A 26,847-nucleotide genomic window follows, 5' to 3' on the forward strand; every position below is an offset into this window, starting at 1 on the left:
TCAGCCGTTACCGGGAAAAGTCGGGGACGAAGCCGCACGCGATGGCAATCGGCATCACGACGTTGCCGATGACCACGATGAACGGGAGGACGTACGCCAGCAGGACCATCAGGCCACGGCCGCGCTCGCCGAGCCAACCGAGGTCGGAAACAGCGAGGTAGATGCCGTGGGTCAGGTGCATCAGCAGCGCGAGGTTGGCCACAACGTAGATCAGGGTGACCCACCAGCGGCCCGGTGCGAAGGTGGCGAGCATGTTGTTGCGCACCTCGCCGTGGACGAATTGGTCCGAGGCGACGACCTGGCCCGTGGTCAGATCCAACAGGTGGAAGATGACGAAGAGCAGCAAGATCACGCCGGTGATGAGCATCCAGCGGGTCGCGGTGGACTGCCAGCCGCCCATCAGGCCCGTGCGCTTGAACTTGCCGCGCGACTGGGACGAGCGCGCCCTCAGCGTGAACGCGCCCCAGACGTGCAGCACCAGGCAGACGAGCAGCACGATGCGGGCGATCCAGAGGAAGCCCTCGTGCGGGAGCAGCGGCTCGCCGATCTCGCGCAGGAAGCGGCCGTATTCATCAATCGGCGCTTGCCCGTTGGCGTGGAGCGGCATAAAGATCTTCAGGTTGCCCACCATGTGGCCGAGCACAAAAAGACCGAAAATGAGGCCGGTGACGGCCATGGTCAGCTTCAAAGCCCACGTTGGGTAGGACGGCCGCTCGCGCAGCGGCTTTTCAGTGATTTTACCGTGACGAATGGCTTCACGGTCTGCGTTTTGTACAGTCATGGCACCTCCAGTGTCGCTACTACTGTAGGCAACCTTTAGGCACCCCACCTATTTATTCGCGCCACTTTCGCGCCCCCACACCCCCTCCCACCTCGAATAATGGGAGTACCTTTCTCGCCCGACCCCCGGAGCGCGCCCGCTCCCAGCAACTTTCAACGTTCCCAGCCCACCCTACGGTAATTTGTGACCTTGCACACTCTCTCCGCATTTTGTTCATAATCCCCCTGCCCGCACCCCTTAATGTGTCAACCTTTCGTTGGTAAGTTCGCCCTTTGTTTCAACTCCAGGTTGAGCCTTCGCTTTTCGACGCCCCCATGGCACGCAAAAAGCGCCCCGGCGATAACCGGGGCGCTTGGGGTGGGTCGACGGTGGCGTCGACAAGCAACTGCCTACAGGTTGATCATGTGCCCTTCGACGCCGTGGGCAACTTCCTTGAGCACCTCGGACAGCGTCGGGTGGATGTGGATGCTGCGGGCGATCTCACCGGCGGTGAGGTCGAAGCGCTGGGCCAGGGTGATCTCCGGCAGAAGCTCGGAGACGTGCGGGCCGACCAGGTGCGCGCCGAGGATCTCGCCGAACTCGGCATCGGCGATGAGCTTGCCAAAGCCGGCGGTCTCGGCCAGGCCGACAGCCTTGCCGTTTGCGGAGAACGGGAAGGTCGCAACCTTGATGTCGCGGTCCGGCCACTTCTCCTTCGCCTGTTCCTCGGTGTAACCCATGGACGCAACCTGCGGGTTACAGAAGGTCGCGCGCGGGGTCATCATGTAGTCCTCGATCTCGAGGGTCTCCGCGTCCGCGATCGTCTCCGCGGCGATGATGCCCTGAGCCTCCGCGACGTGGGCAAGCTGCAGCTTCGCGGTGACGTCGCCGATGGCGTAGATGTGCTCGACGTTGGTGCGCATGCGGTCGTCGATAGCAATGGCGCCACGCTCGGTCAGCTCGACACCCGTGTTCTCCAGGCCGTAGCCCTCGGTGCGCGGGGCAAAGCCGACGGAGATCATCACGCGATCCACGGTGAGCGTCTCAGTCTTGTCGGTGCCATTCTTCTGAATGTCCACCTCCACCTCGGAGCCGTTGTCGCGCACAGCGGTGGTGGCGTGGCCGGTCAGCAGCTTCACGCCGAGCTTCTTGTACTTCTTCGCAATCTCCTTGGACACGTCCTTGTCCTCGTTGGGCAGGACGCGGTCCATGTACTCCACAACCGTCACGTCGACGCCGTAGTTGGACAGCACGTAGGCGAACTCCATGCCGATCGCGCCGGCGCCCACGATGACCATCTTCTTCGGGGCCTCGGGGTTGAGGATCTGCTCCTCGTAGGAGACGACGTTCTCGGACAGCTCGATGCCCGGGAGCGTGCGCACGACGGAGCCGGTGGCGATAATGCAGTCGTCGAAGGTGACGGTCTTACCCTTGTCGTCACCCTCGGTGATCTCGATCGTGTTCGCGTCGGTGAAGGAACCGAGGCCGTTAATCTCGGCGATCTTGTTCTTCTTCATCAGGTAGTGCACGCCACCAACGATCTTCTTCGAGACCTGGCGGGAGCGCTTGTGGGCGTCCGAGTAATCGAACTCCACGTCACCCTTAATGCCGAACGTCTTGGCATCGTGGTTGAAAATCTCTGCAACCTCGGCGTTCTTAATCAACGCCTTGGACGGGATGCAGCCCACGTTGAGGCAGACACCGCCCCAGTACTGCTTCTCTACAACTGCAACCTTCTTACCCAGCTGAGCTGCACGGATGGCGGCAACGTACCCACCGGGGCCCGCGCCGAGGACAACAACGTCAAAATGTTCTTTACTCACGCCACACAGGATACGTGCATTCCCCAACTTTGGGTATGCATTCCCCCACATCGCGCTTCCGCGAGTGCCGTACAGCGCCCGAATGTGGGTACCGAGCACCCCGAAACAGCCTGTACTCCGGTTTCACTCCTGTAACGTGACGGCCGTCTGGCAATATATACGGAAGCAACGACGAGCCCTCCCGTTTGTTCACACCGTTTACACAGCTAACTAGGAAAGCGAGCCACCGTGAAGTTCACGCGCCCTGCACTCGCCGCCGTCGCCGCAGTTGCCGTCGCCGCAGCCGCAGTCCCGGCAGGTATCCATCTCAGCGCCGACAGCGAGGAGGGCACCCAGCCCGCGCAGATCGCCGCCGCACAGTCCACCACCTCCGCGACCGTGCCGGAGACGACGGAATCTACCGAATCTACTGCGCCGACAGAGACCACTGATTCCTCTGAATCTTCTGCGTCTTCTGCGTCTTCTGCGCCGAGCGAGCCGACTTCGGACGCCGAGCCGGACGCTAAGGAATCCGACAGCGAGCTCACCGACGCCAACGGCGGCGGCGCTTCCAACCCGACCGGGGACGAGGGCGAGGTCGGCGCGCTTATCGACGATGTCCTGTCCGGCCCCGAAACCGACCCCGACAAGTTGAACAACATGCAGGAGGAACGCGCCACCTCCGCGGGTACCGTCAAGCCGCTCACCCGCTCCCTGCCCGCCGCCACCGGCGGCACGCAGGAGTGGGTGGACAAGATCAAGCTTTTCGACGGCGGCGAGGCCGTCGAGGTCTACTCCCCCTCCATGGAGCGCGACATCCCGGTCGCGATCATCCGCGCGACCGACGACCAGGGCAACTACATCAAAGACGCGCCGACCTACTACCTGCTCAACGGCGCCGGCGGCTCCGAGCAGGACACGGACTGGATCGCCCAAGCCGGCGGCACCCTCGACCGCACCCTGGGCCACGAGCCCGTCAACGTGGTCATCCCGATGGAGGGCGCCTTCTCCTACTACGTGGACTGGCTCACCGAGCCGGACAAGAACCGCTACATGAACGGCAAGCAGCTGTGGTCCACCTTCCTGGCCAAGGAGCTGCCACAGTCCATCGAGCCGTACATGGACACCACCAACGACCGCCGCGCGGTCTCCGGTTTCTCTATGTCCGCCACCTCCTCGCTCCTGCTCGCGGAGCACAACCCGGGCTTCTACAAGGCGGTGGGCTCCTTCTCCGGCTGCGCCGCGACCTCCCGCCCGCTCCCCTGGTTCTTCGTCGGCCTGACGGTGAATCGCGGCGGCGGCCTGACCCCGGATCAGCTGTGGGGCCCGATGGGCTCCGAGTACAACCGCTACAACGACGCGCTCGTCATGGCGGAATACCTCAAGGGAACTGACCTGTACATTTCCAGCGGCACCGGCCTGGTCAGCGAGACCGACACCATCGGCTACCTGAAGAACCAGCGCAACCTGGAATCCAGCCGCGCCTTTTCTAACCACCTCACCCTCCTGGTCGAGGGCGGCGTGATCGAGGGCGCGATGAACGCCTGCACCCACGACCTGCGCGCCAAGCTGGACGCCAAGGGCATCCCGGCGCACTACAACTTCCGCGCGACCGGCACCCACTCCTGGCCGTCCTGGCTGGAGGACATGCGCGAGTCTTGGGCAACCGTAATCCGCCCGGCGCTGCTCCCGGACGAGCCGGAGACCACGACCGAGAAGGACACCCCGGCGGCCCCCGAGAAGCCGACCGAGCTGACCGCACCGACCTCAACTGAGCCGACTGAAACGACCACTGCCGCTGAGTCTTCCGAGTCCGCCGACGCCACCGCGACGGATGAGGCAACGGAAACCGCAGCACCGACGGAGACCACCACGGCCGACGCCACCTAGTTGTACTGACCGGACACGTTGATCAATCGTGAGAAAGGTGGCTGGTTCCCGCAGGCCGTGTGGGGCCGATGCTGGTTGTAGTAGTGCAGCCAGCCCTCGAGTTCGCCGCGACGCTCGGCTTCGGAGGAGTAGCAGCGGGCATAGGCCCAACCATCAGCCAGGGTCCGGTGGAATCTCTCGATCTTGCCGTTGGTCTGCGGCCGGTAGGGCCGCGTGCGCTTGTGCGTGATCCCGAGCTCGGCGCAGGTGTCTCGCCACAGGTGTGAGCGGTAGGTGCCGCCGTTGTCGGACAGGACCCTTTCAACGGTGACGCCGCGGGCGTTGAACCATTCGACGGCTCGGACCAGGACCGCCGTAGCGGTGCTTGCGGTTTCGTCGTCGTGGATCTCGGCATAGGCGACGCGGGAGTGGTCGTCGATGACGGTGTGGACGTAGGCCTTGCCCATCAACGGGTCCCGGTACTTGTTCCTGGGTTTGTCGGGGGTGGCGGCTCGGTTCTTCTCGCCTTGGCGACGGCCGACGTAGCGCCAGCCTCCGCCGTCGGGGGATGTTGCCGAGCTTCTTCACGTCGACGTGGAGCATGATGCCGGGGTGGTCGTGTTCGTAGCGGCGGACGGGGTCGCCGGTGGCACGATCGACATGCGTCAGGCGGTTGAGGTGCGAGTCGGACAGGATGCGGTGAACCGTTGACGGCGCGATCCCGAGCAGACAGGCCAACTGGATTGGGCCTTCTCGGAGGCGCAGGCGTAGTTGGATGCAGCGCTTCGTCGTCGCTTGGATCGTCTTGTTCGGTGAGTGGTGCGGGCGTGAGGAGCGGTCCTGCATGGGCTGGCCTGCGCGGTAGCGGTCGGCCCAGCGCTTCACGGTGGGCCAGGAGACCTGGAATCGGGCGGCGACCTCGCTGACAGGCCAGCTCTCGTCAACCACGAGCTGGGCAACCTTGAGGCGGTGACGTGGAGTAAGTGCTGCATTCGCATGAGTCATGGCGGCATTCCCTTCGGGTGCAGCGACCATCCCGAAGGGTTCTTGTCAGTAGCTCTGGGCGTAGTGGCGCAGCGCTTGGGCGGCGAAGCCGGCGGCTTTGGCACCACCGAAAGCGGGATGGAAGTCTAGGTTGGTGGCATAGACGTTGGCCATGCCGATGAGCATGGCGCGGGTCTTGTCCAGGTCGCCGGCATGCCCGGGCGTCCCGGGGATCTGGGGCGAACCAGGCGGCGTGGGCGGCTGCGTACTGTTGGGCCGGGTCGCCGAATGGGGAGACACCCGACTGGTGAAGTTCGCCCCACCGCGCCAAGAGTCGCTCGGCATCGGCTTGGAACTGGCGCTGCTGGGTGAGGCTCTTGGCATGCCACCACCGGTTAGACTGCTCGAAGACCACGCGTTTCCATCGTTGGGTCACCTCAGCCTCGTAGCGGTCGTTGAAGCCTTCGAGCATCATGTCCATCCGCGGCTGGCGCCCCTCGCGTCTCATCGCCACTGTGTGCTCGACGGACGCGATACGACGTCCCAGTGCTTCCCGCTCGTGCTCGAGGTATGTCAGGTGCGCCTCGAGGGCGGTGATCTCGTCTCCTGGGTTCGCGTCACTTGCCAGTGCTTCGCTGATCGCACTCAAAGCCAGGCCAGCTTCACGCAGGAGCAGGCTGCGTTGCAGTCGTGCCACGGCGACGGGTCCGTAGTAGCGGTAGCCGTTCGCGCCGATACGGTCCGGGACGAGCAGGCCGATCTGATGATAGTGACGCAATGTCCTGGCGCTGATGCCGGCGCGGTCAGCGAGTTCTTGGACGGTCGACTCCACCATCTCGGCCTCTCTCGTCAGCGGGCAGGCATTGTCAGACCCAACTGTGGCAGTGCCACGGCCAGGATCTCGGAGGCGGGCGTGGCCACAGCCCTGGCGGGTGACTGTCCTGTGGCCTCCAGAAAGGCGGACACGATGCGAGCCCCAGCAGCGTAACCAGCGCCGGTGGGCAGCCCGACCGGTGTCGCGCCGAACAGGCGAGCGCTCGGATCGCCCAACACCCAAGCCGCGAAATCCTGCATGCCAGTCACGTCCAAGCCCTCCACAACGCGGCGCAGCACCTCGTCACTGGTACGGGTCTGGTCGCTGACGAAGTGCGTGAATCCCTGCTCGCCCACCATGTCGGCGGCGAACAGGTCCGCGAGACCCTCAGCCACCACGTGCTCACCAACCGTCACCGTCTGCGGGTTCCACACCACATGTCCTGGCGAATACCGCACATTGTGGTGGAGCTCGTGCAGGGCGATGCCCTCCAATCGCGCCAGAACCTCGTAGGTGGGCCAGATCGTGATGGCGATGTACCCGCTGATCCCACCGAAGGCCGACAGGCCGCGGATCTCATCCATGAAGTGCTTGTTGGTGGGATCCCCGAGCATGAGCAACACCTTCAGGTCAGGCATCGCCACAGTCGGATCGGCGGCACTCAGCTCCCGCAGCCCCGTTTCGAGCGCTCGCTCGACACGGCCCCAAGCATCGGCGCGTTCCAAAGCGTCGACCGCGCCGAGGATCTTGTCTGCCGCTACGGAGGGTCCGAAACCGAAGTTCTGGCTGTGAACCGCGGCCAGATCAGGTCCACCGGGAATGAAGAAGTACATCCCCGCCATCGGCTCCCACAGTCTGCGAGCTGCGTCCTTCCACTGCTCCGGAGAACTGCTCACCATCGCCCGCATCCCAGCGGCACTATCAATCATCGTCACTGTCATGCTCGCGACACTAAACATTGACGCTGCGTCAAGGTCAAGCTCCTGACCGTCGATCAACGTGTCCGGTCAGTACAACTAGTCGCCCGCCGGAAACGATTTGAGGGCTGGCTTGCACCGAGTGCAAGCCAGCCCTCAAGCTATTGGGCCACAACCGTGCGGCTTAGAACAGCCCCAGGCCGTAGGCGATGGTGGAGGAGGTCGACGAGCCAAAGTTGAGGATCTGGCCAAGCGCCTCGTTGATCTGGACCTGGATGGTTTCCAATCCGTTCATGTGAAAAACCTCGTTTTCTGTCACCGCTGTTACAAACTGTGCGGCCTATTGTCGCACACTGTAACCTCAATTGCCCCATGAGTAACGTAAGATGAGCACTCGGCAATATCTGAAACAGTGGGCACTCCCGCTTCTCTCTGTTACTCCCAAGACAACCTGGAAAAGGAATGCTGGACTGATGAACTTGAAGGGAGCCGTGGTTGCCGCGGCGTCGACAATCGCTCTGGCCTGCGGAATGACTCCGGCGGCGGACGCTGCCACCGACACCGCCGCCCAGGTCGCGGGGCAGACCCCGGTGGGCACCGTGAAGGCGTGGGACGCGCGGTCCAACCCGCCGCTGGCGCTGAACACGAACCGCCCGCAGTCGTGGACTCAGCAGGTAGACCACAAGAACGTGCTGTCGTACCAGGTGTACTCGCCTTCCATGCGGCGTGACATCCCGGTCGCGGTGATCCCGGCAACCAATGCCGCCGGGCAGCGCGTGCCCAACGCACCGATCATTTACCTGCTCAACGGCGCAGGCGGCGCGGAGCAGGACCAGGATTGGTTGAAATCCTTTACCACCCGCGAGTTCTTTGCGGGCAAGGGCGTCAACGTGGTCATCCCGCAGGCGGGCGCGTTCTCGTACTACACCGACTGGGTAGACCAAAACCCGCAGGGGCGCTACGTCCGCGGGCCGCAGAAGTGGGAGACGTTCCTCACCCAGGAGCTGCCCGGCCCGATGGAGCGCACGCTCAACGCGGACAACCGCCGCGCCATCGTCGGCTTTTCCATGTCCGGCACGAGCGCGCTCGTGCTGCCGGAGCACCGCCCGGGCTTTTACGACGCCGCCGCCTCGTTCTCCGGCTGCGCCGCCACCGCCTCCCCGCACGGCTACAACTACGGGCGTGTGACCATCAACCGCGCGGCGAACATCCCGAACTACCAGGAGATTACCCCGGAGCAGATGTGGGGCCCGATGGGCAGCCCGAACAACGTGTGGAACGACGGGCTGGCCAACGCCGAGCGCCTGCGCGGCACGAAGCTCTACATCTCCTCCTCCACCGGCCTGGCTGGCCGGAAGGACCAGGTCAGCTACCTGGTGGGCGAGGCCGGCGTGCCGGAGATCGCGGCGGGCGTCGCCGCCACCACGCTGCAGGTCGAGGGTGGCGCGATCGAGGCCGCCATCAACCAGTGCAACCACGACCTGCGCGCAAAGCTCGACGGGCTGAACATCCCGGCGCACTACGAGTTCCGCAACGCGGGCACGCACTCCTGGGGGTACTGGCAGGACGACATCCAGCAGGCATGGTTCACCACCATCGCCCCTGCGTTTGGGATGTAGATGCATCCGCAGAGCAAACAGAGCAACCAGCCCCGCAGCAGAGCGATCGACCCGGCGCTGCTCAACCAGATCACCGGCGATGAGGCGCTGGCGTGGGCCAACGCGTGGTCCGCGGACACCGAGGCCTCACTGACCGGGCCTGATAGCCCGCGAGCGGAGGCGGCGGCGCAACTGCGCGGCGACATCCGCGCCGCCCTGGACACCGACGCCCGCATCCCCTACGTGCTGCGCCGCGGCGATTTCCTCTACAACTTCTGGCGCGACGCCTCGCGCCCCCGCGGCGTGTGGCGCCGCACCACCTTGCCAGAGTTCCTGGCTCCGGTCACGGAGTGGGAGGAACTGGTGAGTGTGGATACGCTTGCCCGCGCAGAGGGCGAGGACTGGGTGTGGAAGGGTGCGACCGTGCTGCCGCTGACGCAGGACCGGGCGCTGCTGCGCTTGTCACGCGGCGGCGCCGATGCGGTGACCATCCGCGAGTTTGACCTGCACACCCGCGCCTTTGTCGCCGACGGTTTCCGCATTGACGAGGCCAAGACCGATGTGAGCTGGGTCGACCGCAACACGCTCCTGGTGGGCACGGACCTGGGCGAGGACTCGCTCACCCACTCCGGCTACCCCGCGCAGGTTCGCCGCTGGCACCGCGGTACACCGCTCACGCAGGCGGAGGAGATCTTCCGCGGCGAGGCGAGCGACGTCGCCGTCGGCGCCTCCTACGACCCCACTCCCGACTACGAGCGCACCGTGATCACCCGCGCCCTGGATTTCTACACGTCCCGGACCTGGGTCGACGGCCACGAACTGGGCCTACCGCTGGACTGCAGCGCGGTGCCCTACAAGCAGTGGCTGTTCATCATCCCACGCACCGACTACCAGCCAGCAAGCGAAACAATCCCGGCCGGCGCGCTCGCCGTCACCGACCTGGAGCGCTTCCTCGCGGGCGAGCGCGACTTCCGCGTCCTGTCCGGCTCGGGCGCGGTTGAAGACCTCTCGCTGACCGCCAACTACGTCTTCGTCACCACGCTCGACAACGTGTCCACCCGCATCGAGCGCATCGCCCTCGGCACCTGGGAGCGCACGGACGTCCCGCTCCCGCCGGCCTCGGCTGCGCACATCGTGGCCACCAGCCCGCTCGACGGCGATGAGGTATGGCTCAACACCTCCAGCTTCACCACGCCGAGCACGCTTTCGCTTCTCGACGCCACCGCGCCCGATCACCCCAACGCGGCCAAACACGCCCCCGCCCTCTTTGACACCGCGGGGCTGGAAACCCGCCAGCACTGGGCGACCTCCGCCGACGGCACCCGGATCCCCTACTACATCACCGGCGACTTCTCGCGTGGCCCGCGCCCGACGCTGGTGGGCGGCTACGGCGGCTTTGAGGTCTCGCTCACGCCGTCGTTTTCCAACGTGCGCGGCATCGCCTGGCTGTCCAAGGGCTACTTCTCCGTGCAGCCCAACCTGCGCGGCGGCGGCGAGTTCGGCCCCCGCTGGCACTCGCAGGCCGTGAAGGCAAACCGCCACAAGGTGTGGGAGGACCACCGCGCCGTGCTGGAAGACATCGTCGCGCGCGGCTACGCCACGCCCGAGCGCATTGCCATCCGCGGCGGCTCCAATGGCGGGTTGCTCACCTCCGGTGCGCTCACCCAGTACCCGGACCGCTTCGGCGCCGCCGTGATACAGGTCCCGCTCACGGATATGCTGCGCTACCACACGCTGTCCGCCGGCGCGTCGTGGATGGCGGAGTACGGGGATCCGGACGACCCGGCCGAGCGCACCTTCATTGAGACGTGGTCGCCGCTGCACAACGTGGCCAGCGCCCCCGCCTACCCGCCGGCCCTGGTGACCACGTCCACCCGTGATGACCGCGTCCACCCCGCCCACGCGCGCACCTTCGCGCTCGCGCTGTGGGAAGCCGGCCAGCCGGTCGACTACTTTGAAAACACCGTCGGCGGGCACGCGGGCGCAGCCGACAACGAGCAGGTAGCGCGCGTGGAGGCCATGATTTATACCTGGCTCTACACCCAGCTCGAGCGCCAGATCGGCGACGCAACCACGGTGGAGCGCACGCAGTGAAGAACCTGACGCTGGCCACCATCTTCGCGGCCATCAGCGGCTTCGTCGTGCTCTGGGTCGCCGCCCGCGCCCTGGACCCGGAGACGGGCTACCGCTACTTCGCCGCGTTCTGGAGCGTCTTCTTCGCGGGTGCCGGGCTTGTCGACGGCATCACGCACGAAACCACCCGCGCCGTCGCCTCCGCCGCCGAGACCGGCAAGCGGGGCGCGGCCAACCCGTGGCGCATCGGTGCCCGGCTCGCGGCGGTGGTCCTCGTTGTCGTGGCGGTCGGCGGTGCCCTGCTCATGGGCACCGTCGTACCGCAGTCCCCGGGCACCGCTACCGCCCTGCTCACCATCGGCCTGATCAGCTACGTGTTCCAGGCGGTACTGGCGGGCGTCCTGTCCGGCTCGCACCTGTGGGACCGCTACGCCGCCCTCTTCGCCCTGGACTCGGGCGTGCGCCTGGCCCTCGCCGTAGTGGCGTGGGCCGCCGGGTGGGACCTGCCGGTCTTCCTGCTCATCACCGTGATCGGCGCGGCGAGCTGGCTCACCCTGCTGCGCCGGGAGCACCTGCAGGTGCCGGTGGACGTGGACCGCGGCCTGTTCGTGCGCCGCATGGTCACCGCTATGGTGGCCTCCGGGGCGTCGGCGGCATTGATCACCGGCTTCCCCGCCGTGATCAACGCGGCGTTTCCCGGCGCGCCGGTTGCGGCGGTGATCAACGCCGTGATCCTCACCAGGGCGCCCGTGCTCGTGCCGCTGCAGCGCTTCCAGTCGGCCCTGGTGGTCCGGTTTGTGGAGCACCGCGACCGGATCTACGCGGCGCTGGCCATGCCGATTGGCGCGGTCTTGGGGCTCGGCGCGGTGGGGTTCGTCGCCGCGTGGGCAGTCGGCCCGCTCATCCTGCGCGTCGCGTTCTCGCCGGAGTACGCGATGGGCGGGGTGTCGCTGGGCGTGCTCACCTTCGCGTCCGCGTTCATGGGCGCGCTCATGATCACCGGTGTTGCGGTGCTCGCCCTGGAGCGTCACGGCTGGTACGTCGCCGGGTGGCTCACGGCCACGGCGGTGGCGTTTGGGATTTTGTTCGCGGCGCCGGTGGGTGCTGAGGGTGGGGGCACAGTGGCGTCGATAAGCATTGCCCTCTTCGCAGGCCCCCTGGCTGGCGCGCTGGTGCATGTGGCGGGGCTGCGGCGCGCGCTAAGGTAGTTCCCTATGGGAACAATGCTGGTCACCGGCGGTGCCGGGTTCATCGGGTCCAACTTCGTGCGCATGGCGCTCAGCAGGGTGGACAAGATTGTGGTACTGGACAAGCTCACCTACGCGGGCAATCGGGACAGCCTCGCCGGGTGCGACGTGGAGCTCGTGCGTGGCGACGTCGCCGACGCCCCACTGGTCAACCGCCTCGTCGCTCGCGCCGACACCGTGGTGCACTTCGCGGCGGAATCGCACAACGACAACTCGCTGCGCGACCCCTCGGCGTTCATCCAGACCAACCTGGTGGGCACGTACACGCTGCTCGAGGCGGTGCGCGAGCACGGCGCGCGGCTGCACCACATTTCCACCGACGAGGTCTTCGGCGACCTCGCCCTCGGCGGCACGGACGCCTTCACTGAGACAACGCCGTACAACCCGTCCTCGCCCTACTCGGCGACGAAGGCGGGATCGGACCACCTGGTGCGCGCGTGGGTCCGCTCCTTTGGCATCCCGGCGACCATCTCCAACTGCTCTAACAATTACGGCCCCTACCAGCACGTGGAGAAGTTCATCCCCCGGCAAATCACCAACCTGCTGCGCGGCGAGCCCGCGAAACTGTACGGAACGGGCGCGCAGGTGCGCGACTGGATCCACGTGGACGACCACAACGACGCGGTGCTCACCATCCTGGAGCGCGGCGAGCTGGGCCAGACCTACAACATCGGGGCCGGCGGCGCGCACGTGACCAACAAGCAGGTCATCGAGGACATCTGCGAGCTGATGGGCGGCACCTACGAGCACGTCGCGGACCGCCCCGGCCACGACCAGCGCTACACCATGGACGCGACGAAGCTGCGCCGGGAGCTGGGCTGGCAGCCGCGCTACACGGATCTGCGCGCGGGCCTGGAGCAGACGATTGCCTGGTACCGCGACCACGAGTCCTGGTGGGCCGCGGGCAAGGACGCTGTCGAGGCGGGCTACGCGGCACGCGGCCAGTAGGCGGGCTCTAGACTGGCGAGCATGTGTGAGACCCCGATTCAAGGCCTGCAGGTTGAACGGCTGACCGTCCACAAGGACAATCGCGGCTGGTTCAAGGAGAACTGGGCCGGCCAGGCGCTCGTGCCCGCGCAGCAGAACGTGAGCTTCAACACCCGGCGCGGCGCCACCCGCGGGATGCACGCCGAGCCGTGGGACAAGTGGATCTCGGTGGCCACGGGCCGCGTCTACGCCGCGTGGGTGGACATGCGCGAGGGCTCGCCCACGTTTGGAGCGCGCTTTGGACTGGAGGTCACCCCGGACATCGCGGTGTTTGTGCCGCGGGGCGTAGCCAACGGCTTCCAGGCACTCGAGGACGCCACGACCTACATCTACCTGGTCAATCAGCGCTACAACCCGGACGGAGCATACGCGTTTTGCTCGTACAAGGAGGTCGAGTGGCCGCTCGAGCCCACCGAGCTTTCGGAGGCAGACACGAAGCACCCAATGCTTGCCGACGCCACGCCGGTCCCGCCCCGCAAAATCCTCGTCACCGGCGCGAACGGCCAGCTGGGCCGGGCACTCAGGCAGGTATACGGCGAGGATGAGGCCGACTTTTTCACCCACGACGAGTTCGACCTCACCGACATGCCCGACCTGGACTTCTCCCAGTACTGGGCCGTGATCAACTGCGCCGCGTACAACAACGTCAACGGTGCCGAGGACGACCGCGCCACCGCCTGGGCGGTCAACGCTGAGGCGCCGGCACAGTTGGCGCGGATAAGCAATGCCCACGATCTGACGCTGGTGCACGTGTCCAGCGACTACATCTTCGACGGCACCCGCGAGGTCCACGACGAGGCGGAGACCCCCTCTCCGCTGTCGGCCTACGGGGCGTCGAAGGCCGCGGGCGATACCGCGGCGCAGGTGGCGCGCAAGCACTACGTGGTGCGCACCGCCTGGGTCTTCGGCGACGGCAACAACTTCATGTCCACGATGGCCGGGCTGGCCGCGCGCGGGGTGGAGCCGAAGGTGATCATGGACCAGCGCGGCCGCCCCACGTACGCCGAGGACCTGGCCAAGGGCATCGCGCACCTGCTTCGCACCCGAGCTGAGTACGGGGTATACAACCTGACCTCGGACGGGGACGCGGTGGGCCGCGACGAGATCGCCATGGCCGTGTTCATCGGCGTCGGCCACGACCCCTCCGAGGTACACCCGGTGACCACGGCGCAGTACGCCGAGCTCAACGGACCGGAGGCACTGCGCCCGGCGGAGTCCACCCTGAGCTTGGACAAGATCAAGGCGACCGGATTCACGCCAACCAATTGGCGAGCAGCACTCGCCCTGTACCTTGCGATGCAGTAGGTTTAGACGCTGAACTTGCTTTGCCTGAGGAAACCGTAAAAGGAGCTCCACCATGTCTCGCACGCAGATGCCTCGCACGCAGATGTCTCGCACGCAGTCCGTCGCGTTGGCCACCGTCGCCGTCCTAGGCGCCGCGGGCCTTGTGGTCCCGGCGAATGCTGCGCAGACAGGGCAGACGGGGACGACGTCCGCCACTCCGACGGCCACGGCAACTGGGACCACCACCGCAACCGCAACGCCGACCGCCACCCCGAGTCCCACCACCGTGACCACCCCGACGGTCACGGTCACCACCACCCCCACGATCACGCCGGCCACCACCACGTCATCGGCCGCGCCCTCCGCCCCGGACATCCTGCAGGCGATGTCCAGCGGCGATTTCTCCAAGATCAGCAAGCCGCAGATCGCGCTGCTCGTGCTGGGCGTGCTCACCACGGTGCTGGGCCTGGCAGTGAAATTTGATGTGCGAGAGATCGCCGCCGGCCGCTACACCTTCGAAGACTTCATGAAGGAAATGACACAGGAGTAAGCGCGGGCGGACTTCGCGTGACCGGCTAGTCTGGGACGCATGCGAGGCATCATTCTGGCCGGCGGGTCCGGCACGCGCCTGTACCCGATCACGCAGGGCATTTCGAAGCAGCTCATGCCCATTTATGACAAGCCGATGATCTACTACCCGCTGACCACGCTGATCAGCGCAGGTATCCGCGACATCCTCATCATCACCACCCCGGAGGACGCGGGCGCGTTCAAGCGTTTGCTTGGCGACGGCTCACGCTTCGGAGTCATGCTCAACTACGCAGTCCAGCCCTCCCCGGATGGGCTCGCGCAGGCCTTCATCATCGGGGAGGATTTCATCGGCGACGACTCGGTCGCACTCGTGTTGGGGGACAACATCTTCGAGGGCACGCAGCTCACCCGGATTCTTGGCGAGACCCGCGACGTGGACGGCGGTGCCATCTTCGCCTACGAGGTCTCGGACCCGCAGCGCTACGGTGTCGTCGAGTTCGATGCGGCAGGCACCGCCCTGTCCATCGAGGAAAAGCCGGAAACACCCAAGTCCAACTTCGCCGTCGTGGGCCTGTACTTCTACGACAGCAAGGTGGTGGAGATTGCCAAACAGATCACCCCGAGCGCGCGCGGCGAGTTGGAAATCACCAGCGTGAACGAGGCCTACCTGCGCGAGGGCGCGCTGAAGGTCCACCGGCTGCACCGCGGGGACGTGTGGCTGGACACCGGCACGATCGATTCCATGAGCGAGGCCAGCGCGTATGTGGAGGTCATGCAGAAGCGCACCGGCACCATCATCGGCTCACCCGAGGTGGCCGCCTACCGTGAGGGCTTTATCTCCCGCGACGCGCTCGAAGCCCTCGGCCGCGCCACGCTGAAATCGGGTTACGGGCGTTACTTGTTGGACGCGGCGCGGGACTAGAAAAAGTTCTGACAAAGCACTTTTCCTCATCTACTTTTTGATACAATACTTTTACCCGGAAAACCACCGCGGTCCCCCCCTTCCCCCAACACCAAGGAGATGCCATGTTGGCAAAAATCACCGCAGCAGCAATGCTCGCACTTACCCTAGGCTTAACACCTCTCGCCCACGCGGATACCCAGGAGCTTGATACCGAAGGTTTTAGCAGCGTTGACCGAAGCCGAATCACTCCGACAGCAGAAGCTGATGCGAAAGCCTTCATCGAACAAAATCGCACTCTTTCCGAAGAGGAATTTTGGCAGGAATTCGACAACCTCAGTCTGGAAACCAAACTCGCAGTCACAGCGGAGCTTGAAGATGCAGCCGCCCTTGCGCACCCAAACGCACAAACGCGATCAGCCTACAGCCGAACCGTTTTAAGTGCTGCTGAGATTGCTCAATGCGGCATCACGCTAGGCGCGTCCAAATGCTACAAAGCAAAGCAACTCGCCGATCACGCTTCCGACGAAGCTATTCGCTTCTATCCGACTTCCTCACACAACGGAAGAGGAGACGCCTGGCGTCACTGCTGGTGGAGCGCATCAATGACAATCGATCTTGGAGAACCAGCAGCGAAGCTGATTGGGACTAATCACGAGAAGTTCACAACCGGTCCGCAAGCTGAGAAGGAAATGGACCTATACAACAATGCTCAAGGAAGGTGGGCAGCTGTCGCCGCAGGAAATGACTGGAGAAAAGCAGTCAACTTCTGCCACACATGGTCGGGGAATGGTATTTTAAAAACCTTGAACTAGCCAGATGCGAAATCTCAGGGCTTCAGAGAAATTTGCCCCGAGATCACACGTTCACAATTCGAAGAAAAGCAGGTCAAGTCATTGCGCGTAGGCGAAGTCACAGTACTCATGTCCGTATACGCAAATACGAAAGCTGAAGATCTCGCCTTCGCCCTGAAGAGCCTACAAGCACAGACTCGGCCGCCCGAACGCATTCTCGTAGTTCTCGACGGCCCAATCGCCCAGGACGTCCATTCGCTTCTCAACAACGTCGATACGCTACCGTTGGAAGAAAATGTTGGCCTCGGGAAAGCTCTGGCAGCTGGACTTCGTGCAGTCGACACCGAATTTGTCGCACGCCTTGACTCGGACGATGCCGCTTTCCCACACCGCATCGAGACTCAGCTCAGTTTCCTCAATAAGCACCCTGACATCTCGGTAGTCGGCTCCTCGATGAGGGAGTTCAACGAAGCGGGTCACGGCAATATTAGAAAACTGCCGGAATCTCCCTCGGCGATTGCAAAATACGTCCGACTCAACTCCCCAATGAACCACCCTTCGGTAATGTTTCGCACCGCCGACGTACTTGCCGTAGGAGGTTACCGCGATCTACGTGGCATGGAGGACTACGATTTATGGGCACGCATGATCTCGCAGGGGAAGAAACTTTATAATCTCCCAGAACCTCTAACATATTTTCGAGTGGATCAAGACCAGTTCAGACGCCGTTCCGCGAACAACGTACGCGAGGCTGAAAGAGAACTTCAAACCGCGCTGGTTCAGTATGGCCTAGTCTCGCCGGTGCGCGCGCGCCTCAACTTCGTCCTCCGAAACCTCTACCGCGCGCTCCCACTACACCTCATGCAGCGCGCATATGGCGTGCTGTTCCATCGAAGTAAGTGAACACCGTTTTCGCTGACTATTCCTCACAGACTGCTCACGCGCGTGTACGCCCTACTTTTCCATCGAGACCGGTAACGTATTGAGCGCTATGAACCAATCTCGCGGCGTCGATAAGCATTCGGCGCAATACCCAGGGCGCGAACAGGGCGCGCACGAGTCTTTCACCGACACCTGGCTCATCGTCCCCTGCTACAACGAGGGTCAGGTCATCCAAGACGTGTTGGAGCACGCGCGGGAAACGTTTCCCAACATCGTGGCGGTCAATGACGGCTCGCACGACAACTCCGCCGAGTCGATCCACGCCGCGGGCGCGCACCTGGTCAACCACCCCGTGAACCTTGGCCAGGGCGCCGCGATCCAGACGGGTGTTGAGTACGCGCGTACTCAGCCTGGCGCGAAGTACTTTGTTACCTTCGACGCCGACGGCCAGCACCAGGTCAAAGACGTGAAGCGCATGATCCAGCGACTGCGCACCGAGCCGATTGACATCGTCGTGGGCACCCGCTTCGCAGGCCAGGAGGAGACGCAGGTGCCGTGGATCAAGCGCCTCGTGCTGAGAACGGTGGTGCTCCTCTCTCCTCGCACCCGCAGACTTGGGCTGACCGACGCGCACAACGGCCTGCGCGCCTTCAATGCCAAAGTGGCACACGAGATGAACATCCGCATGAATGGGATGTCGCACGCCTCCGAAATTGTCAGCATGATTGATGCGCAGGGGTGGCGCGTGGCTGAGGAGCCGGTGGACATCCTGTACACCGAGTACTCCATGAGCAAGGGCCAGTCCCTGATCAACGGTGTGAACATCCTCGCCGACGGCATTGTGGCAAGGAGGCTCCCATGATCCAGCTGTTCCTCATCCTGGCGACCCTGGTGCTGGTCATCTACTTCTTCACGCACCGCAAGAAGGCGAACGCGAAGGCGTGGGTCAAGCTCGGTTTCGTGGTGCTCGTCTTCGCGGCAATCTGGGCGATCCTGCGCCCCGACGACGTCACGGTGCTGGCCAACTGGCTCGGGGTGTCTCGCGGCACAGATCTCATGCTGTACGCGCTCATCTTCGCGTTCTTCTTCACCACCATCTCCACGTGGACCCGGTTCCGCGAACAGGAGCTGCGTTATGCCCGCTTGGCCCGCGCGGTAGCCTTACAGAATGCGGTGCGCCCGGAAGATCCGTACGGCGCAGCGACTGAAGCATCGCAACCTGAATAGGAGCATTTTTACCGTGAGCGATACGAAGATCCCACCCCTGATGTGGGCCTTTACGGCCGTGCTCGCCATCGGCACCGGCGTGGGCGGATATCTCATTGGCAACCAGACCGCGACGCCGCCCGCCGCGACGGAGACCGCTCAGCAGTCTACCCAGGCAGAGGCCCCGAAGGTGGATGTTGCTCGCCGCGAGGCCGACGACGCCATGGCGCTTGGCGACGTCGACGCCCCCGTCGTCATCTCCGAGTTCTCCGACTGGGCCTGCCCCTACTGCATGCGCTTCGCCGCGCAAACGATGCCGGAGATTGTGAAGCAGTACGTGGACACCGGCAAGGTCCGCTTCGAGATGAACGACTTTGTCATCAACGGACAAGGCGCCCTCAACGGGGCGCGCGCCGGCCGCGCCGCTGCGGACCAGGGCAAGTTCTTCGAGTTCCAGGAAGCCTACGTCGCGGCCGCCTCCAAGGTAGAGGGCCACCCGGACTTCTCCCTCGACGAGCTCGCCGGCTTTGCCAAGGAGGCCGGCGTGCCGGACCTTGAGCAGTTCCGCTCGGACGCGGAAAGTGACAAGTACGACCAGGCGCTTTCGGAGGCGAACACGCTCGCCCAGCAGTCCGAGGTCACCGCCACCCCGACCTTTATCATCAACGGCCAGGTGCTCGAGGGCGCGCTACCTTTTGAGAAGTTCGCCGAGGTCATCGACGCCGAGCTGGAGAAGGCCGACGCCTAACCCGGGCTCGCCGGGCTAGAAGCCGCGGCGGATCCACTCCTCCAGGTGCGGGGCCTCCGCACCGATGGTGGTGTGGTCGCCGTGGCCGGTGCGCACCACCGTCTCCGCGGGCAGGTCCAGTACGGACGTCTGCAGGGAGTGGATGATGGTGTCAAAGGACGAGAACGAGCGACCTGTAGCGCCCGGGCCGCCCTGGAACAGGGTGTCGCCCGAGAACAGCTCGCCGGCCTCCTGCGCGTAGACGACCACGGAGCCGGGCGAGTGGCCCGGGGTGGACAGCACCTTGAGGTCGGTGCCGGCGATCTGGAACGTGGTGCCGTCGACAAGCTGCTCATACTGCGCGTTGGGGTTCTCGCGCTGCCACAGGAAACCGTCGGTGGGGTGCAGGTACACCGGCGCGTTGACCAGGCGAGAGAGCTCTGGTGCGGCGTCGATGTGGTCCGAGTGCCCGTGGGTGGCGATGATGCCCTTGACGCGGCGGTCGCCCACCGCGGCGGCGATGGCGTTGGCGTCGTGGGCGGCGTCGATGATGTAGACCTCGCTGTCGTCGCCGACGATCCAGACGTTGTTGTCCACCTCCCACTCGCCGCCGTCCAGCTTGAACAGGCCGGAGGTGACAACGTTTTCTACGCGGAATGTCATGGTGGTCCTTTCGGGCTCGGTCTGACTAGAACTCGACGACGCTGCGCAGCACGTCGCCACGCTTCATCTTGGCAAAGGCGTCCTCCACGTCGCCGACGCCGATGCGCTCGGAGACAAACTCGCCGAGCGGGAAGCGGCCCTGCAGGTGCAGGTCGACGTAGGTGGGGAAGTCGCGCTCCGGCAGGCAGTCGCCGTACCAGGCCGGCTTGATGGAGCCGCCGCGTCCGTAGACGTCGATAGCCGGTACGTCGATGTGGTCGGTCTGGTTAGGCACGCCCACCATGACCATGCGGCCGGCCAGGTCGCGCGAGTAGAAGGCCTGGCGCCAGGTGGGCTGGATACCCACGGCGTCGATGGCAACGTCGGTGCCGAAGCCGTCGGTGAGCTCGCGGACCTTATCAATGACCTCCTGCTCGCTGAGGTCCTTCGCGCACACGGCGTGGGTGGCGCCAAAAGTCTCGGTGGCGGCGTCGCACTTGCGCTGGTCAATGTCCACCGCGATGATCTTCGATGCGCCCGCGAGTGCAGCACCCGCCACTGCGGCCAGGCCAACGCCGCCCAGGCCAAAGACGGCGACGGAATCGCCGCGCTGGATGTCGCCGGTGTTCACGGCCGCACCGAGGCCGGCCATGATGCCGCAGCCGAGCAGGCCCGCGGCTGCCGGGTCCTCGTCCGGGTTTACCTTGGTGCACTGCAGCTCGTGGACCAGGGTCTTCTCCGCGAACGAGCCGATGCCCAGCGCCGGGGTGAGCTCGGTGCCGTCCTCCAAGGTCATGCCCTTGGAGGCGTTGTGGGTGTTAAAGCAGTTCTTCGTGTCGCCCTTGCGGCAGGCGCGGCACTCGCCGCAGACTGCGCGCCAGTTCAGCACGACAAAATCGCCGGGCGCCACGTGGGTGACGTCCTCGCCGACAGTGTCGACCACGCCAGCGGTCTCGTGGCCGAGGAGGAACGGGTAGGCGTCCTCGATGTCGCCGTCACGGTATGCCAGGTCGGTGTGGCACACACCGGTGGCCTGGACTTTCACCACGACATCGTTGGGGCCCGGCTCCGGGATGACGATGGTGGTGACTTCAACGTCTGCACCTTTTTCGCGGGCGATGACACCTTGGACCTTTTGAATACTCATAGGGCCCTACCGTACCGGATTTTGGAGATCTGTCACTTATCCGAGCATTACCCCCTCACACCAACCAAAATCTTGACACATACCTAGATACGTTTCATACTTAGGTACATGACATTCCCCCAACCTTGGATACGCGCGTTCATGCCGGCTGCGGTCCTCCGATGCCTCGCCGACGGGCCCGCGCACGGCTACGCCATCGCGCAATCGCTCGAGCCCCTCGGCTTCGGCAGACCAAAGGGCGGCTCCCTCTACCCCGTCCTGGGCAAGCTCGAGGACGCCGACCTCATCGAAGCCCACTGGGCCCCCAGCGAAAGCGGGCCCGGCCGCAAGACCTACTCCATCACCACCAAGGGGAAGGCCGAGCTCTTTGACTACGGCACCCAGCTCGATCAGCTCAGGGCGGCGCTTCGCGACGGCCCGCCGCGCACCGACCCCACCAATTCCGCGAACCCCACTACCACCCGAAAGGACACGAAATGAGCTTCTGGACCGACCGCGCAACCCTCGTCCTCACCCTCAACCACGGCTTTTCCCGCGACGCGGCCGAGCAAGCCGCCGCCGATGCCGCAGCGCACGCAGACGCCGACGGGCTCACGCCCGAGGCCGCTTTCGGCAAGGCCGACGAGTGGGCAGAATCCCACGCAGCCGAGGTCCGCGACGACCTGGCACACGGCGGCACAGACCCATTCATGAGTCAGGGACCGGCGCGCCCACCGCGCCTGGCCTGGATCTTCTTCGTCGCCACGGCAGGCTTCGCCATCGGGATTACCATCGCCACCTGGAACGAGGACGTCACCCTCGGCATGGCGATCACCCCGGCGGTCCTCGCGCTCGGGCTGAGCTTCACGCTCGCCACCTACTGGAGGCTCTACACCCGCATGGCGAAGTGGAAAGCTGCTGCCATCGCGACCGTCCCGCTCGTGGCGCTCAGCCTCCTCGGCGCGTGGGCCATCATGGCGCTGGACGCGATCTCGCTGCCGTTTGGCAACGGGTGGAGCCTGATCCTCGCGCTTATCATGTCGGCCGCGGCGTTCTTCTTGCCGTGGAAGAAGCAGACGCCCGACGACACCACATACACCACTCCTGCCGCCGGCGATTGGGACAGCACGGTCGCCGGGGAGTTACGCGCCCGTGGTGAGTACCGCGAGCGCGAGATCCGCGAAGTGCTTGCGGAGGCCCACGCGTTCGCCGAGGAAAACGGCACGACGGTGGAGGAAGAATTCGGTGACGCGAAGCGCTACGCGCACAGCCTCCCGTCGCGCCCGAAGCGCAAGCTGCAGCGCGCGGCCAACATCAACGCCGGCGCATTCTTGCTCACGCTCGCCAACATGGCACTCAACTACTTCAGCGAGGACGGGCCAAACATGGTCGGCGTCAGTTTGTTCGGATTTGCCGCGTTATGCTCCGGCGCCGCGGCGATCCAATTGTGGTTTAAGATGCGGCGATCCTAGCCGCGACGTGGGCGTGGCCGCGCTGGTTCACGTGGATGGGCAGGTTGCCCGGCCCGCCGTAGAAGTCCACCAGGCCGGCCCACATGCGCTGGTTATCCGGCGAGCACATGTTGTTGTTCCAGGTGGACGGCTTCATGTCCAGGAACTCCACACCGGTCGCGCGCGCAAGGTCAACCTGGGCCCACTGCGCGGAGTCCTCCCACTCCTGCACCGCCGCGAACGGGGTGTAGTCCGACACGTTCGGCGCGACATGGAAGAGGCAGACGCGGTCACCCTGCGTGATCTTGGGGTAGCCGACGATCTGGATGCGCGCGTTGGGGGCGGCGGCGCGAATGCGATTGATCTGCGGCACCATGGCGGCGACAAAGTCGCGTCGAAAAGCGGCTCGATCGCGCCCGTCGTTGTGGTAGGTGTCGTTGAAACCAGTGGAGATGATCACGCGGGCCGTGCTGGGGGTCAGGCCGCCCTCGTTGACGGCGCGGGTGACCTGGGAGGCGAACTGCGGCCCCTTCTGGATGGAAACCGTGCCCGTGCAGGAGTAGTCCCAGGCGGGCAGTCCGAGTCGGCCGGCCGCCTGCTTGCCCCAGCTGGTGGGAGAGGTCGGGCACCACGTGGTCACGGAAGAGGAGCCGCGCGGGTCCAGCCCGAGCTTGCCCGCCGCCCACTGCGGGCCGCTCGGGTCCGCGATAACGGAGTCGCCGAGGATGACCAGGTTTCGCTCCTGCGCCTGCGCGGCCGGTGCGACGGCCGTGCCGGCAACCCCGACGGAGCCGATGGTGGCCAGGACCGCTGCGCAGGTGGCGGCAACCTTGGTACGAAGTGAAGTGCGCGTCATGTTCCGTATGCTCCTTGTGGCGGCATTATGTACAGGATCTATATCCCCAAGTCGTAGACAAACGTTACCCGTGCCATACTTTCCCCACAACATAAGTCACATACGTTTACTGAATTAACACCCCAAATCATTTTTTACAACTAAGCAGATACACTGTGTCTGCCAGTTTTTCAGGGAAAGAAGGACCTCGCGTCATGCCGCACCCCGCACTCTCTCCCGTGGGCCGCGCCGCGTTCACCGCGCGCTCCGCGGTCCGCTTCCTCCGCGCTGCCACCCGCGCCGGCTTCATCAGCGCCGAAGGCGGGCCGAAAGCCCTGCTCACCCTCGCGCCCGCGCTCGCGCGCTACCACTTCACCACCGCACGCGAGGTCGAGCAGGGCGCCGCGGCAGTGCCCGAGCGCACCGCGCTTATCGACGACGACGGCCTCCTCACCTACCGCCAGCTCCGCGACCAATCGTGCACCCTCGGCCGCTGGATGCTTGACGTCCAGCGCACGCAGGCCCTCGACGCGCTGCGCATCGGCGTGATGGCGCGCAACGGCCGCGGTATCATCCTGCCCCTCGCGGCGAAGGGCTATACCGGCGGCACGATCTTCCTGCTCAACATCGGTTCCTCCCCCGAACAGCTCGCCGGCATCATCGCGGAAAACGACATCAACATCCTGTTCATCGACGACGAGTTCGCCGACCGCATCCCCGAGGGGATCGACCACGTCACCACGGTGTGGGCGCACACCTCCCGCGACCACGGCGCCGAGCTGACCCAGGCCGGCATCATCGCCCGCGGCACCCGCGACCTCCCCGCGCTGCCCGCCTTCCCCGCGCACGGCGACATGGTGCTCATGTCATCGGGCACCTCCGGCATCCCCAAAGGCATCCTCCGCCCCGAGCCGAAGCTGCCGATCGTAGTAGCCGGCTACCTCGAAGCCATGCCGTTCCGCTCCGGCCACACCATCCAGATGACGGCGTCCATCTTCCACACCTGGGGGTGGTCCGCGCTCAACATCACGCTCGGCGTGCGCGGCACCGTAGTGACCCAGCGCGTCTTCGATCCCGAGAACGTGTTCCGCCAGATCCAGAACTTCCGCTGCGACGGGCTCGTCTCCTCCCCCGTCTTCTTCAAACAGATGCTGGACGTCCCCGGCAACGAGCACTACGACACCTCGCACCTGAAGTTCATCGGCTCGGCCGGCAACGCGCTCACCCCCGCCATCATTGAGCGCATGCACGACCGCTTCGGCCCCATCCTGGCCAACATCTACGGCTCCACCGAACTCGCCCTCGCCGCGGCCGCCGACCCGGAACTGCTGGCCAGCGACTTCTCCGTCGCCGGCCGCGTCCCGCCGGGCACGGTGCTCAAGCTTTACGACGCCAACGACCAGGAAGTCCCCCAAGGCGAAGTCGGCCGCATCTTCCTCAACAACGAAACGGCCCTGCGCGGCTACACCAACCCGGACACCCCGCTGGTCACCATCGACGGCCTCGTCGAGATGGGCGACCTCGGCTACTTCGACGAGCACGGCTACCTCCACGTCTTAAGCCGCAACGACGACATGATCATCGTCGGCGGCGAGAACGTGCACCCGCAGTCCGTCACCGAGGTCCTGGAGAAGATGCCGGGGGTGGACGAGCTCCACTCCGGCGGCGTCGATGACCCCGACACCTTCAAGCGCATCGCCGTGTGGGTGGTGCGCGAACGCTCCGACGCCGGCGCTCGCCTAACTCCCCAGGCAATTCGCGACTGGGTCCGAGCCCATTTGGCTGACCACTCCATCCCCCGCGACGTAAACTTCGTGGACAAGCTTCCGCGCAACGCGACGGGCAAGGTTGTCCCCCGCCTGCTGCCGGAAAGCCACCGCGACACATAAGTCCCGAGGACCAGGGCGTCAGCTCTTATCCCCGGGAGGAAGGAGCCCCATGGAAGCCGCTGCACCGGGCCCGCGCGACAACGCCCGCGCGCCATTCCTACTCGCCCTCGCGTCCCTCATCACGGCCGGGTGGTCAGCGAACCACTTCGCCTCGGTGCTGGTACTGCTGCGCCGCGACCACGACATCTCCGAGGTCTTGGTCAACAGCGCCTACAGCATCTACGCGGTCGGGCTCTTCCCCAGCCTGCTCATCGGCGGGTGGGCCGCCGACCGGTTCGGGTCACGATCCGTGGTCATCATCGGCACTGCCATCGCGACCGCCGGCAACGTCTACCTCATGCTGGGCATCCCCGGCCACGGGTTGCTCGTCGGGCGATGCGTCGTCGGCCTCGGGGTGGGCCTGGTGGTCAGCGCCGGTACTACCTGGGCGGGTAGGCTCCGCGGCGCGGGCGGGTCCATGCTCGCGGGCATCGCGCTGACCACCGGGTTCATGCTCGGCCCGGTCTCTTCCGGGGTGGTCGCCCACCTGGCTGCGGACGCGGTGAAGGTGCCGTTCGTGGTGCCGATTGTGATGTCGGTGGGGGTGGTGGTGGCGTCGATAAGCATGCCCGAGCACGGTGTGACTGCAGTGACGCGAGAGGCGGCGGAGGCGCGCGCGGGCCACAGCGAGGTGAAGGCGCTGACTACGGCGGTGCCGATGGGGCTGTGGGTGTTTGCGTCGATGACGATGGCGATGATCGTGCTTGCCGGGCGGATCGACTTTGCCATCGGCGCGGCGTTCATGCCCGGTGTGGCCGCCGTTCTGGGGTTTACCGTGGCGCTGACGGCGCAGGCGCTCGCACGGCGCGGGCGGTGGGGGCCGCGCGCAGGTGTCGTGGGGGCGGTGAGCTCGGCTGGCGGGATGCTGCTCATCGCGCTCGGCGGGGCGCGGCCGTCCGCCTGGGCGTTTGTGGCGGCGACCGCGCTGCTCGGGCTCGCCTACGGGCTGTGCCTGCGCGAGGGGCTTCTCGACGTCGACGAGTACACCCCGCCCGACAAACGCGGCCGCGTCATCGGGCTGTACTACGTGGCCACCTACCTGGGGTTCGGGATCTCGCCGCTGATCGCGTGGGTGACACCGCGCTTCGGCCCCAGCCTGCCGTTCGTGGTGCTCGCCGCGCTGGCCGGGTGCTCCGCGCTCATCCGCGCCGCGCAGATTCGCCGCGGGTACCTGGTGCGCGGGGTTGTTGGGAGTTGAGGTTTCGTCGGTGTGGCGTCCTGGGCGTGACGTCCTAGATGGAGCTAGCTCCGTTTGGCCGATGTGGGCGACGGCGACCTGGGGTTTTGCGCCCGGTCCTGATGCAAATGGAGCTAGCTCCGTTCGGACAATGTAGTCCCAAGGGTTCGAGTGTGATGAATCGCGTCGCTGGTGCCGAGAATCATTACCCCTACTCATATCCGGATAGCTGAGCTGCGATAGATTAATCGCCGCATCCGGTTTTCAAAAACTCATTGCACTCGCTTGCGCATACCGAGAGTCGTATTGGGT

General features: G+C 65.2%; 23 protein-coding genes and 2 pseudogenes. 17 read left to right on the forward strand and 8 right to left on the reverse strand.

Annotated elements, in window-relative coordinates:
- Nucleotides 1-7 precede the first annotated feature (7 nt).
- Together FPH17_RS04925 and lpdA are read right to left on the reverse strand one after the other, a co-directional pair.
- Nucleotides 8-781 carry a succinate dehydrogenase cytochrome b subunit gene (locus FPH17_RS04925; protein WP_154878899.1) on the reverse strand — a complete coding sequence of 258 codons (774 nt, stop codon included), beginning with the start codon at nt 779-781 and terminating at the stop codon, nt 8-10.
- Nucleotides 782-1,170: 389 nt separating this feature from the next.
- Nucleotides 1,171-2,634, reverse strand: a complete 1,464-nt coding sequence (gene lpdA / locus FPH17_RS04930) for a dihydrolipoyl dehydrogenase (RefSeq protein ID WP_154878900.1) — start codon at nt 2,632-2,634, stop codon at nt 1,171-1,173.
- A gap of 177 nt (nt 2,635-2,811) precedes the next feature.
- On the opposite strand from lpdA, the gene FPH17_RS04935 reads away from it, so the two are divergent.
- Nucleotides 2,812-4,452 carry an alpha/beta hydrolase gene (locus tag FPH17_RS04935; RefSeq protein WP_244288067.1) on the forward strand — a complete coding sequence of 547 codons (1,641 nt, stop codon included), beginning with the start codon at nt 2,812-2,814 and terminating at the stop codon, nt 4,450-4,452.
- Here the strand turns inward: FPH17_RS04935 and FPH17_RS04940 are convergent.
- The 3 genes and pseudogenes from FPH17_RS04940 to FPH17_RS04950 form a co-directional block, all read right to left on the reverse strand.
- A pseudogene (locus tag FPH17_RS04940) lies at nt 4,449-5,436 on the reverse strand (IS481 family transposase). The gene FPH17_RS04935 and the pseudogene FPH17_RS04940 overlap by 4 nt on opposite strands.
- 277 nt (nt 5,437-5,713) lie before the next feature.
- Nucleotides 5,714-6,250, reverse strand: a pseudogene (locus FPH17_RS12210) (MerR family transcriptional regulator); the annotation flags it as partial.
- Nucleotides 6,251-6,264: 14 nt separating this feature from the next.
- Entirely contained in the window at nt 6,265-7,170 is a 906-nt protein-coding gene (locus FPH17_RS04950) for a DUF2268 domain-containing putative Zn-dependent protease (RefSeq protein WP_238397046.1), read from the reverse strand.
- Between the two features lie 449 nt (nt 7,171-7,619).
- On the opposite strand from FPH17_RS04950, the gene FPH17_RS04955 reads away from it, so the two are divergent.
- From FPH17_RS04955 to FPH17_RS05010, 12 genes are all read left to right on the forward strand, one after another.
- Nucleotides 7,620-8,765, forward strand: a complete 1,146-nt coding sequence (locus tag FPH17_RS04955; protein WP_154878901.1) for an alpha/beta hydrolase — start codon at nt 7,620-7,622, stop codon at nt 8,763-8,765.
- Complete coding sequence (locus FPH17_RS04960) at nt 8,766-10,838, forward strand: prolyl oligopeptidase family serine peptidase (protein WP_154878902.1); 2,073 nt, start codon at nt 8,766-8,768, stop codon at nt 10,836-10,838.
- Nucleotides 10,835-12,025, forward strand: coding sequence for a hypothetical protein (locus FPH17_RS04965; protein WP_154878903.1), 1,191 nt, complete (start codon nt 10,835-10,837; stop codon nt 12,023-12,025). The genes FPH17_RS04960 and FPH17_RS04965 overlap by 4 nt, the downstream gene beginning before the upstream one ends.
- A 6-nt stretch (nt 12,026-12,031) precedes the next feature.
- Nucleotides 12,032-13,012: a dTDP-glucose 4,6-dehydratase gene (gene rfbB, locus FPH17_RS04970; protein ID WP_154878904.1), complete on the forward strand. Its 981-nt coding sequence runs from the start codon at nt 12,032-12,034 to the stop codon at nt 13,010-13,012.
- Nucleotides 13,013-13,033: 21 nt separating this feature from the next.
- Complete coding sequence (locus FPH17_RS04975) at nt 13,034-14,356, forward strand: sugar nucleotide-binding protein (protein WP_154878905.1); 1,323 nt, start codon at nt 13,034-13,036, stop codon at nt 14,354-14,356.
- Nucleotides 14,357-14,408: 52 nt separating this feature from the next.
- Complete coding sequence (locus tag FPH17_RS12040) at nt 14,409-14,885, forward strand: hypothetical protein (protein WP_203085451.1); 477 nt, start codon at nt 14,409-14,411, stop codon at nt 14,883-14,885.
- A 39-nt stretch (nt 14,886-14,924) separates the two neighbouring features.
- Nucleotides 14,925-15,788 (forward strand): glucose-1-phosphate thymidylyltransferase RfbA, encoded by an 864-nt coding sequence (gene rfbA / locus FPH17_RS04985; RefSeq protein ID WP_095275165.1) that lies wholly within the window; start codon nt 14,925-14,927, stop codon nt 15,786-15,788.
- Between the two features lie 104 nt (nt 15,789-15,892).
- Complete coding sequence (locus tag FPH17_RS04990) at nt 15,893-16,582, forward strand: DUF6973 domain-containing protein (RefSeq protein ID WP_154878906.1); 690 nt, start codon at nt 15,893-15,895, stop codon at nt 16,580-16,582.
- 108 nt (nt 16,583-16,690) lie between these two features.
- On the forward strand, nt 16,691-17,464 hold the full coding sequence (locus tag FPH17_RS04995; protein WP_095275166.1) for a glycosyltransferase: 774 nt from the start codon (nt 16,691-16,693) through the stop codon (nt 17,462-17,464).
- An 88-nt stretch (nt 17,465-17,552) separates the two neighbouring features.
- The gene (locus FPH17_RS05000) at nt 17,553-18,305 is read left to right on the forward strand and encodes a polyprenyl-phospho-N-acetylgalactosaminyl synthase PpgS (protein ID WP_154878907.1); all 753 of its coding nucleotides are present in this window, start codon (nt 17,553-17,555) and stop codon (nt 18,303-18,305) included.
- Nucleotides 18,302-18,670: a DUF2304 domain-containing protein gene (locus FPH17_RS05005; RefSeq protein WP_154878908.1), complete on the forward strand. Its 369-nt coding sequence runs from the start codon at nt 18,302-18,304 to the stop codon at nt 18,668-18,670. Before FPH17_RS05000 ends, FPH17_RS05005 begins: the two co-directional genes overlap by 4 nt.
- A 13-nt stretch (nt 18,671-18,683) precedes the next feature.
- Nucleotides 18,684-19,397: a DsbA family protein gene (locus tag FPH17_RS05010; RefSeq protein WP_240510519.1), complete on the forward strand. Its 714-nt coding sequence runs from the start codon at nt 18,684-18,686 to the stop codon at nt 19,395-19,397.
- Between the two features lie 15 nt (nt 19,398-19,412).
- On the opposite strand, the gene FPH17_RS05015 is transcribed toward FPH17_RS05010, so the two are convergent.
- Both FPH17_RS05015 and FPH17_RS05020 read right to left on the reverse strand, forming a co-directional pair.
- Nucleotides 19,413-20,039, reverse strand: coding sequence for an MBL fold metallo-hydrolase (locus tag FPH17_RS05015; RefSeq protein WP_095275169.1), 627 nt, complete (start codon nt 20,037-20,039; stop codon nt 19,413-19,415).
- A 25-nt stretch (nt 20,040-20,064) separates the two neighbouring features.
- Entirely contained in the window at nt 20,065-21,165 is a 1,101-nt protein-coding gene (locus tag FPH17_RS05020; protein ID WP_122084587.1) for an S-(hydroxymethyl)mycothiol dehydrogenase, read from the reverse strand.
- Between the two features lie 108 nt (nt 21,166-21,273).
- Between FPH17_RS05020 and FPH17_RS05025 the strand changes: the two genes are divergently transcribed.
- Both FPH17_RS05025 and FPH17_RS05030 read left to right on the forward strand, forming a co-directional pair.
- Nucleotides 21,274-21,645, forward strand: coding sequence for a PadR family transcriptional regulator (locus tag FPH17_RS05025; protein ID WP_154878909.1), 372 nt, complete (start codon nt 21,274-21,276; stop codon nt 21,643-21,645).
- A complete protein-coding gene (locus FPH17_RS05030; protein ID WP_154878910.1) occupies nt 21,642-22,616 on the forward strand; it encodes a hypothetical protein in 975 nt (324 codons plus the stop codon). Before FPH17_RS05025 ends, FPH17_RS05030 begins: the two co-directional genes overlap by 4 nt.
- Here FPH17_RS05030 and FPH17_RS05035 read toward each other — a convergent pair.
- Nucleotides 22,597-23,451, reverse strand: a complete 855-nt coding sequence (locus FPH17_RS05035; RefSeq protein ID WP_095275173.1) for a GDSL-type esterase/lipase family protein — start codon at nt 23,449-23,451, stop codon at nt 22,597-22,599. The genes FPH17_RS05030 and FPH17_RS05035 overlap by 20 nt on opposite strands.
- A 194-nt stretch (nt 23,452-23,645) precedes the next feature.
- Between FPH17_RS05035 and FPH17_RS05040 the strand changes: the two genes are divergently transcribed.
- Together FPH17_RS05040 and FPH17_RS05045 are read left to right on the forward strand one after the other, a co-directional pair.
- Nucleotides 23,646-25,319, forward strand: coding sequence for an AMP-binding protein (locus tag FPH17_RS05040; protein WP_154878911.1), 1,674 nt, complete (start codon nt 23,646-23,648; stop codon nt 25,317-25,319).
- A gap of 49 nt (nt 25,320-25,368) precedes the next feature.
- Nucleotides 25,369-26,556: an MFS transporter gene (locus FPH17_RS05045; RefSeq protein WP_154878913.1), complete on the forward strand. Its 1,188-nt coding sequence runs from the start codon at nt 25,369-25,371 to the stop codon at nt 26,554-26,556.
- The last annotated feature ends 291 nt before the right edge of the window (nt 26,557-26,847 follow it).

The sequence above is a fragment of the Corynebacterium gottingense genome, from assembly GCF_007559235.1.
GTDB lineage: Bacteria > Actinomycetota > Actinomycetes > Mycobacteriales > Mycobacteriaceae > Corynebacterium > Corynebacterium gottingense.

Coding starts and splice junctions, on each gene's coding strand:
- FPH17_RS05045 (WP_154878913.1), top strand. CDS start 25,369: ATGGAAGCCGCTGCACCGGGCCCGCGCGACAACGCCCGCGCGCCATTC.
- FPH17_RS05015 (WP_095275169.1), bottom strand. CDS start 20,039: ATGACATTCCGCGTAGAAAACGTTGTCACCTCCGGCCTGTTCAAGCTG.
- FPH17_RS05025 (WP_154878909.1), top strand. CDS start 21,274: ATGACATTCCCCCAACCTTGGATACGCGCGTTCATGCCGGCTGCGGTC.
- FPH17_RS05020 (WP_122084587.1), bottom strand. CDS start 21,165: ATGAGTATTCAAAAGGTCCAAGGTGTCATCGCCCGCGAAAAAGGTGCA.
- lpdA (WP_154878900.1), bottom strand. CDS start 2,634: ATGTGGGGGAATGCATACCCAAAGTTGGGGAATGCACGTATCCTGTGT.
- FPH17_RS05005 (WP_154878908.1), top strand. CDS start 18,302: ATGATCCAGCTGTTCCTCATCCTGGCGACCCTGGTGCTGGTCATCTAC.
- FPH17_RS04995 (WP_095275166.1), top strand. CDS start 16,691: ATGTCCGTATACGCAAATACGAAAGCTGAAGATCTCGCCTTCGCCCTG.
- FPH17_RS04925 (WP_154878899.1), bottom strand. CDS start 781: ATGACTGTACAAAACGCAGACCGTGAAGCCATTCGTCACGGTAAAATC.
- FPH17_RS05040 (WP_154878911.1), top strand. CDS start 23,646: ATGCCGCACCCCGCACTCTCTCCCGTGGGCCGCGCCGCGTTCACCGCG.
- FPH17_RS05035 (WP_095275173.1), bottom strand. CDS start 23,451: ATGACGCGCACTTCACTTCGTACCAAGGTTGCCGCCACCTGCGCAGCG.
- FPH17_RS04990 (WP_154878906.1), top strand. CDS start 15,893: ATGTTGGCAAAAATCACCGCAGCAGCAATGCTCGCACTTACCCTAGGC.
- FPH17_RS12040 (WP_203085451.1), top strand. CDS start 14,409: ATGTCTCGCACGCAGATGCCTCGCACGCAGATGTCTCGCACGCAGTCC.
- FPH17_RS05000 (WP_154878907.1), top strand. CDS start 17,553: ATGAACCAATCTCGCGGCGTCGATAAGCATTCGGCGCAATACCCAGGG.
- FPH17_RS04975 (WP_154878905.1), top strand. CDS start 13,034: ATGTGTGAGACCCCGATTCAAGGCCTGCAGGTTGAACGGCTGACCGTC.
- rfbA (WP_095275165.1), top strand. CDS start 14,925: ATGCGAGGCATCATTCTGGCCGGCGGGTCCGGCACGCGCCTGTACCCG.
- FPH17_RS04950 (WP_238397046.1), bottom strand. CDS start 7,170: ATGACAGTGACGATGATTGATAGTGCCGCTGGGATGCGGGCGATGGTG.
- FPH17_RS04960 (WP_154878902.1), top strand. CDS start 8,766: ATGCATCCGCAGAGCAAACAGAGCAACCAGCCCCGCAGCAGAGCGATC.
- rfbB (WP_154878904.1), top strand. CDS start 12,032: ATGGGAACAATGCTGGTCACCGGCGGTGCCGGGTTCATCGGGTCCAAC.
- FPH17_RS05030 (WP_154878910.1), top strand. CDS start 21,642: ATGAGCTTCTGGACCGACCGCGCAACCCTCGTCCTCACCCTCAACCAC.
- FPH17_RS04955 (WP_154878901.1), top strand. CDS start 7,620: ATGAACTTGAAGGGAGCCGTGGTTGCCGCGGCGTCGACAATCGCTCTG.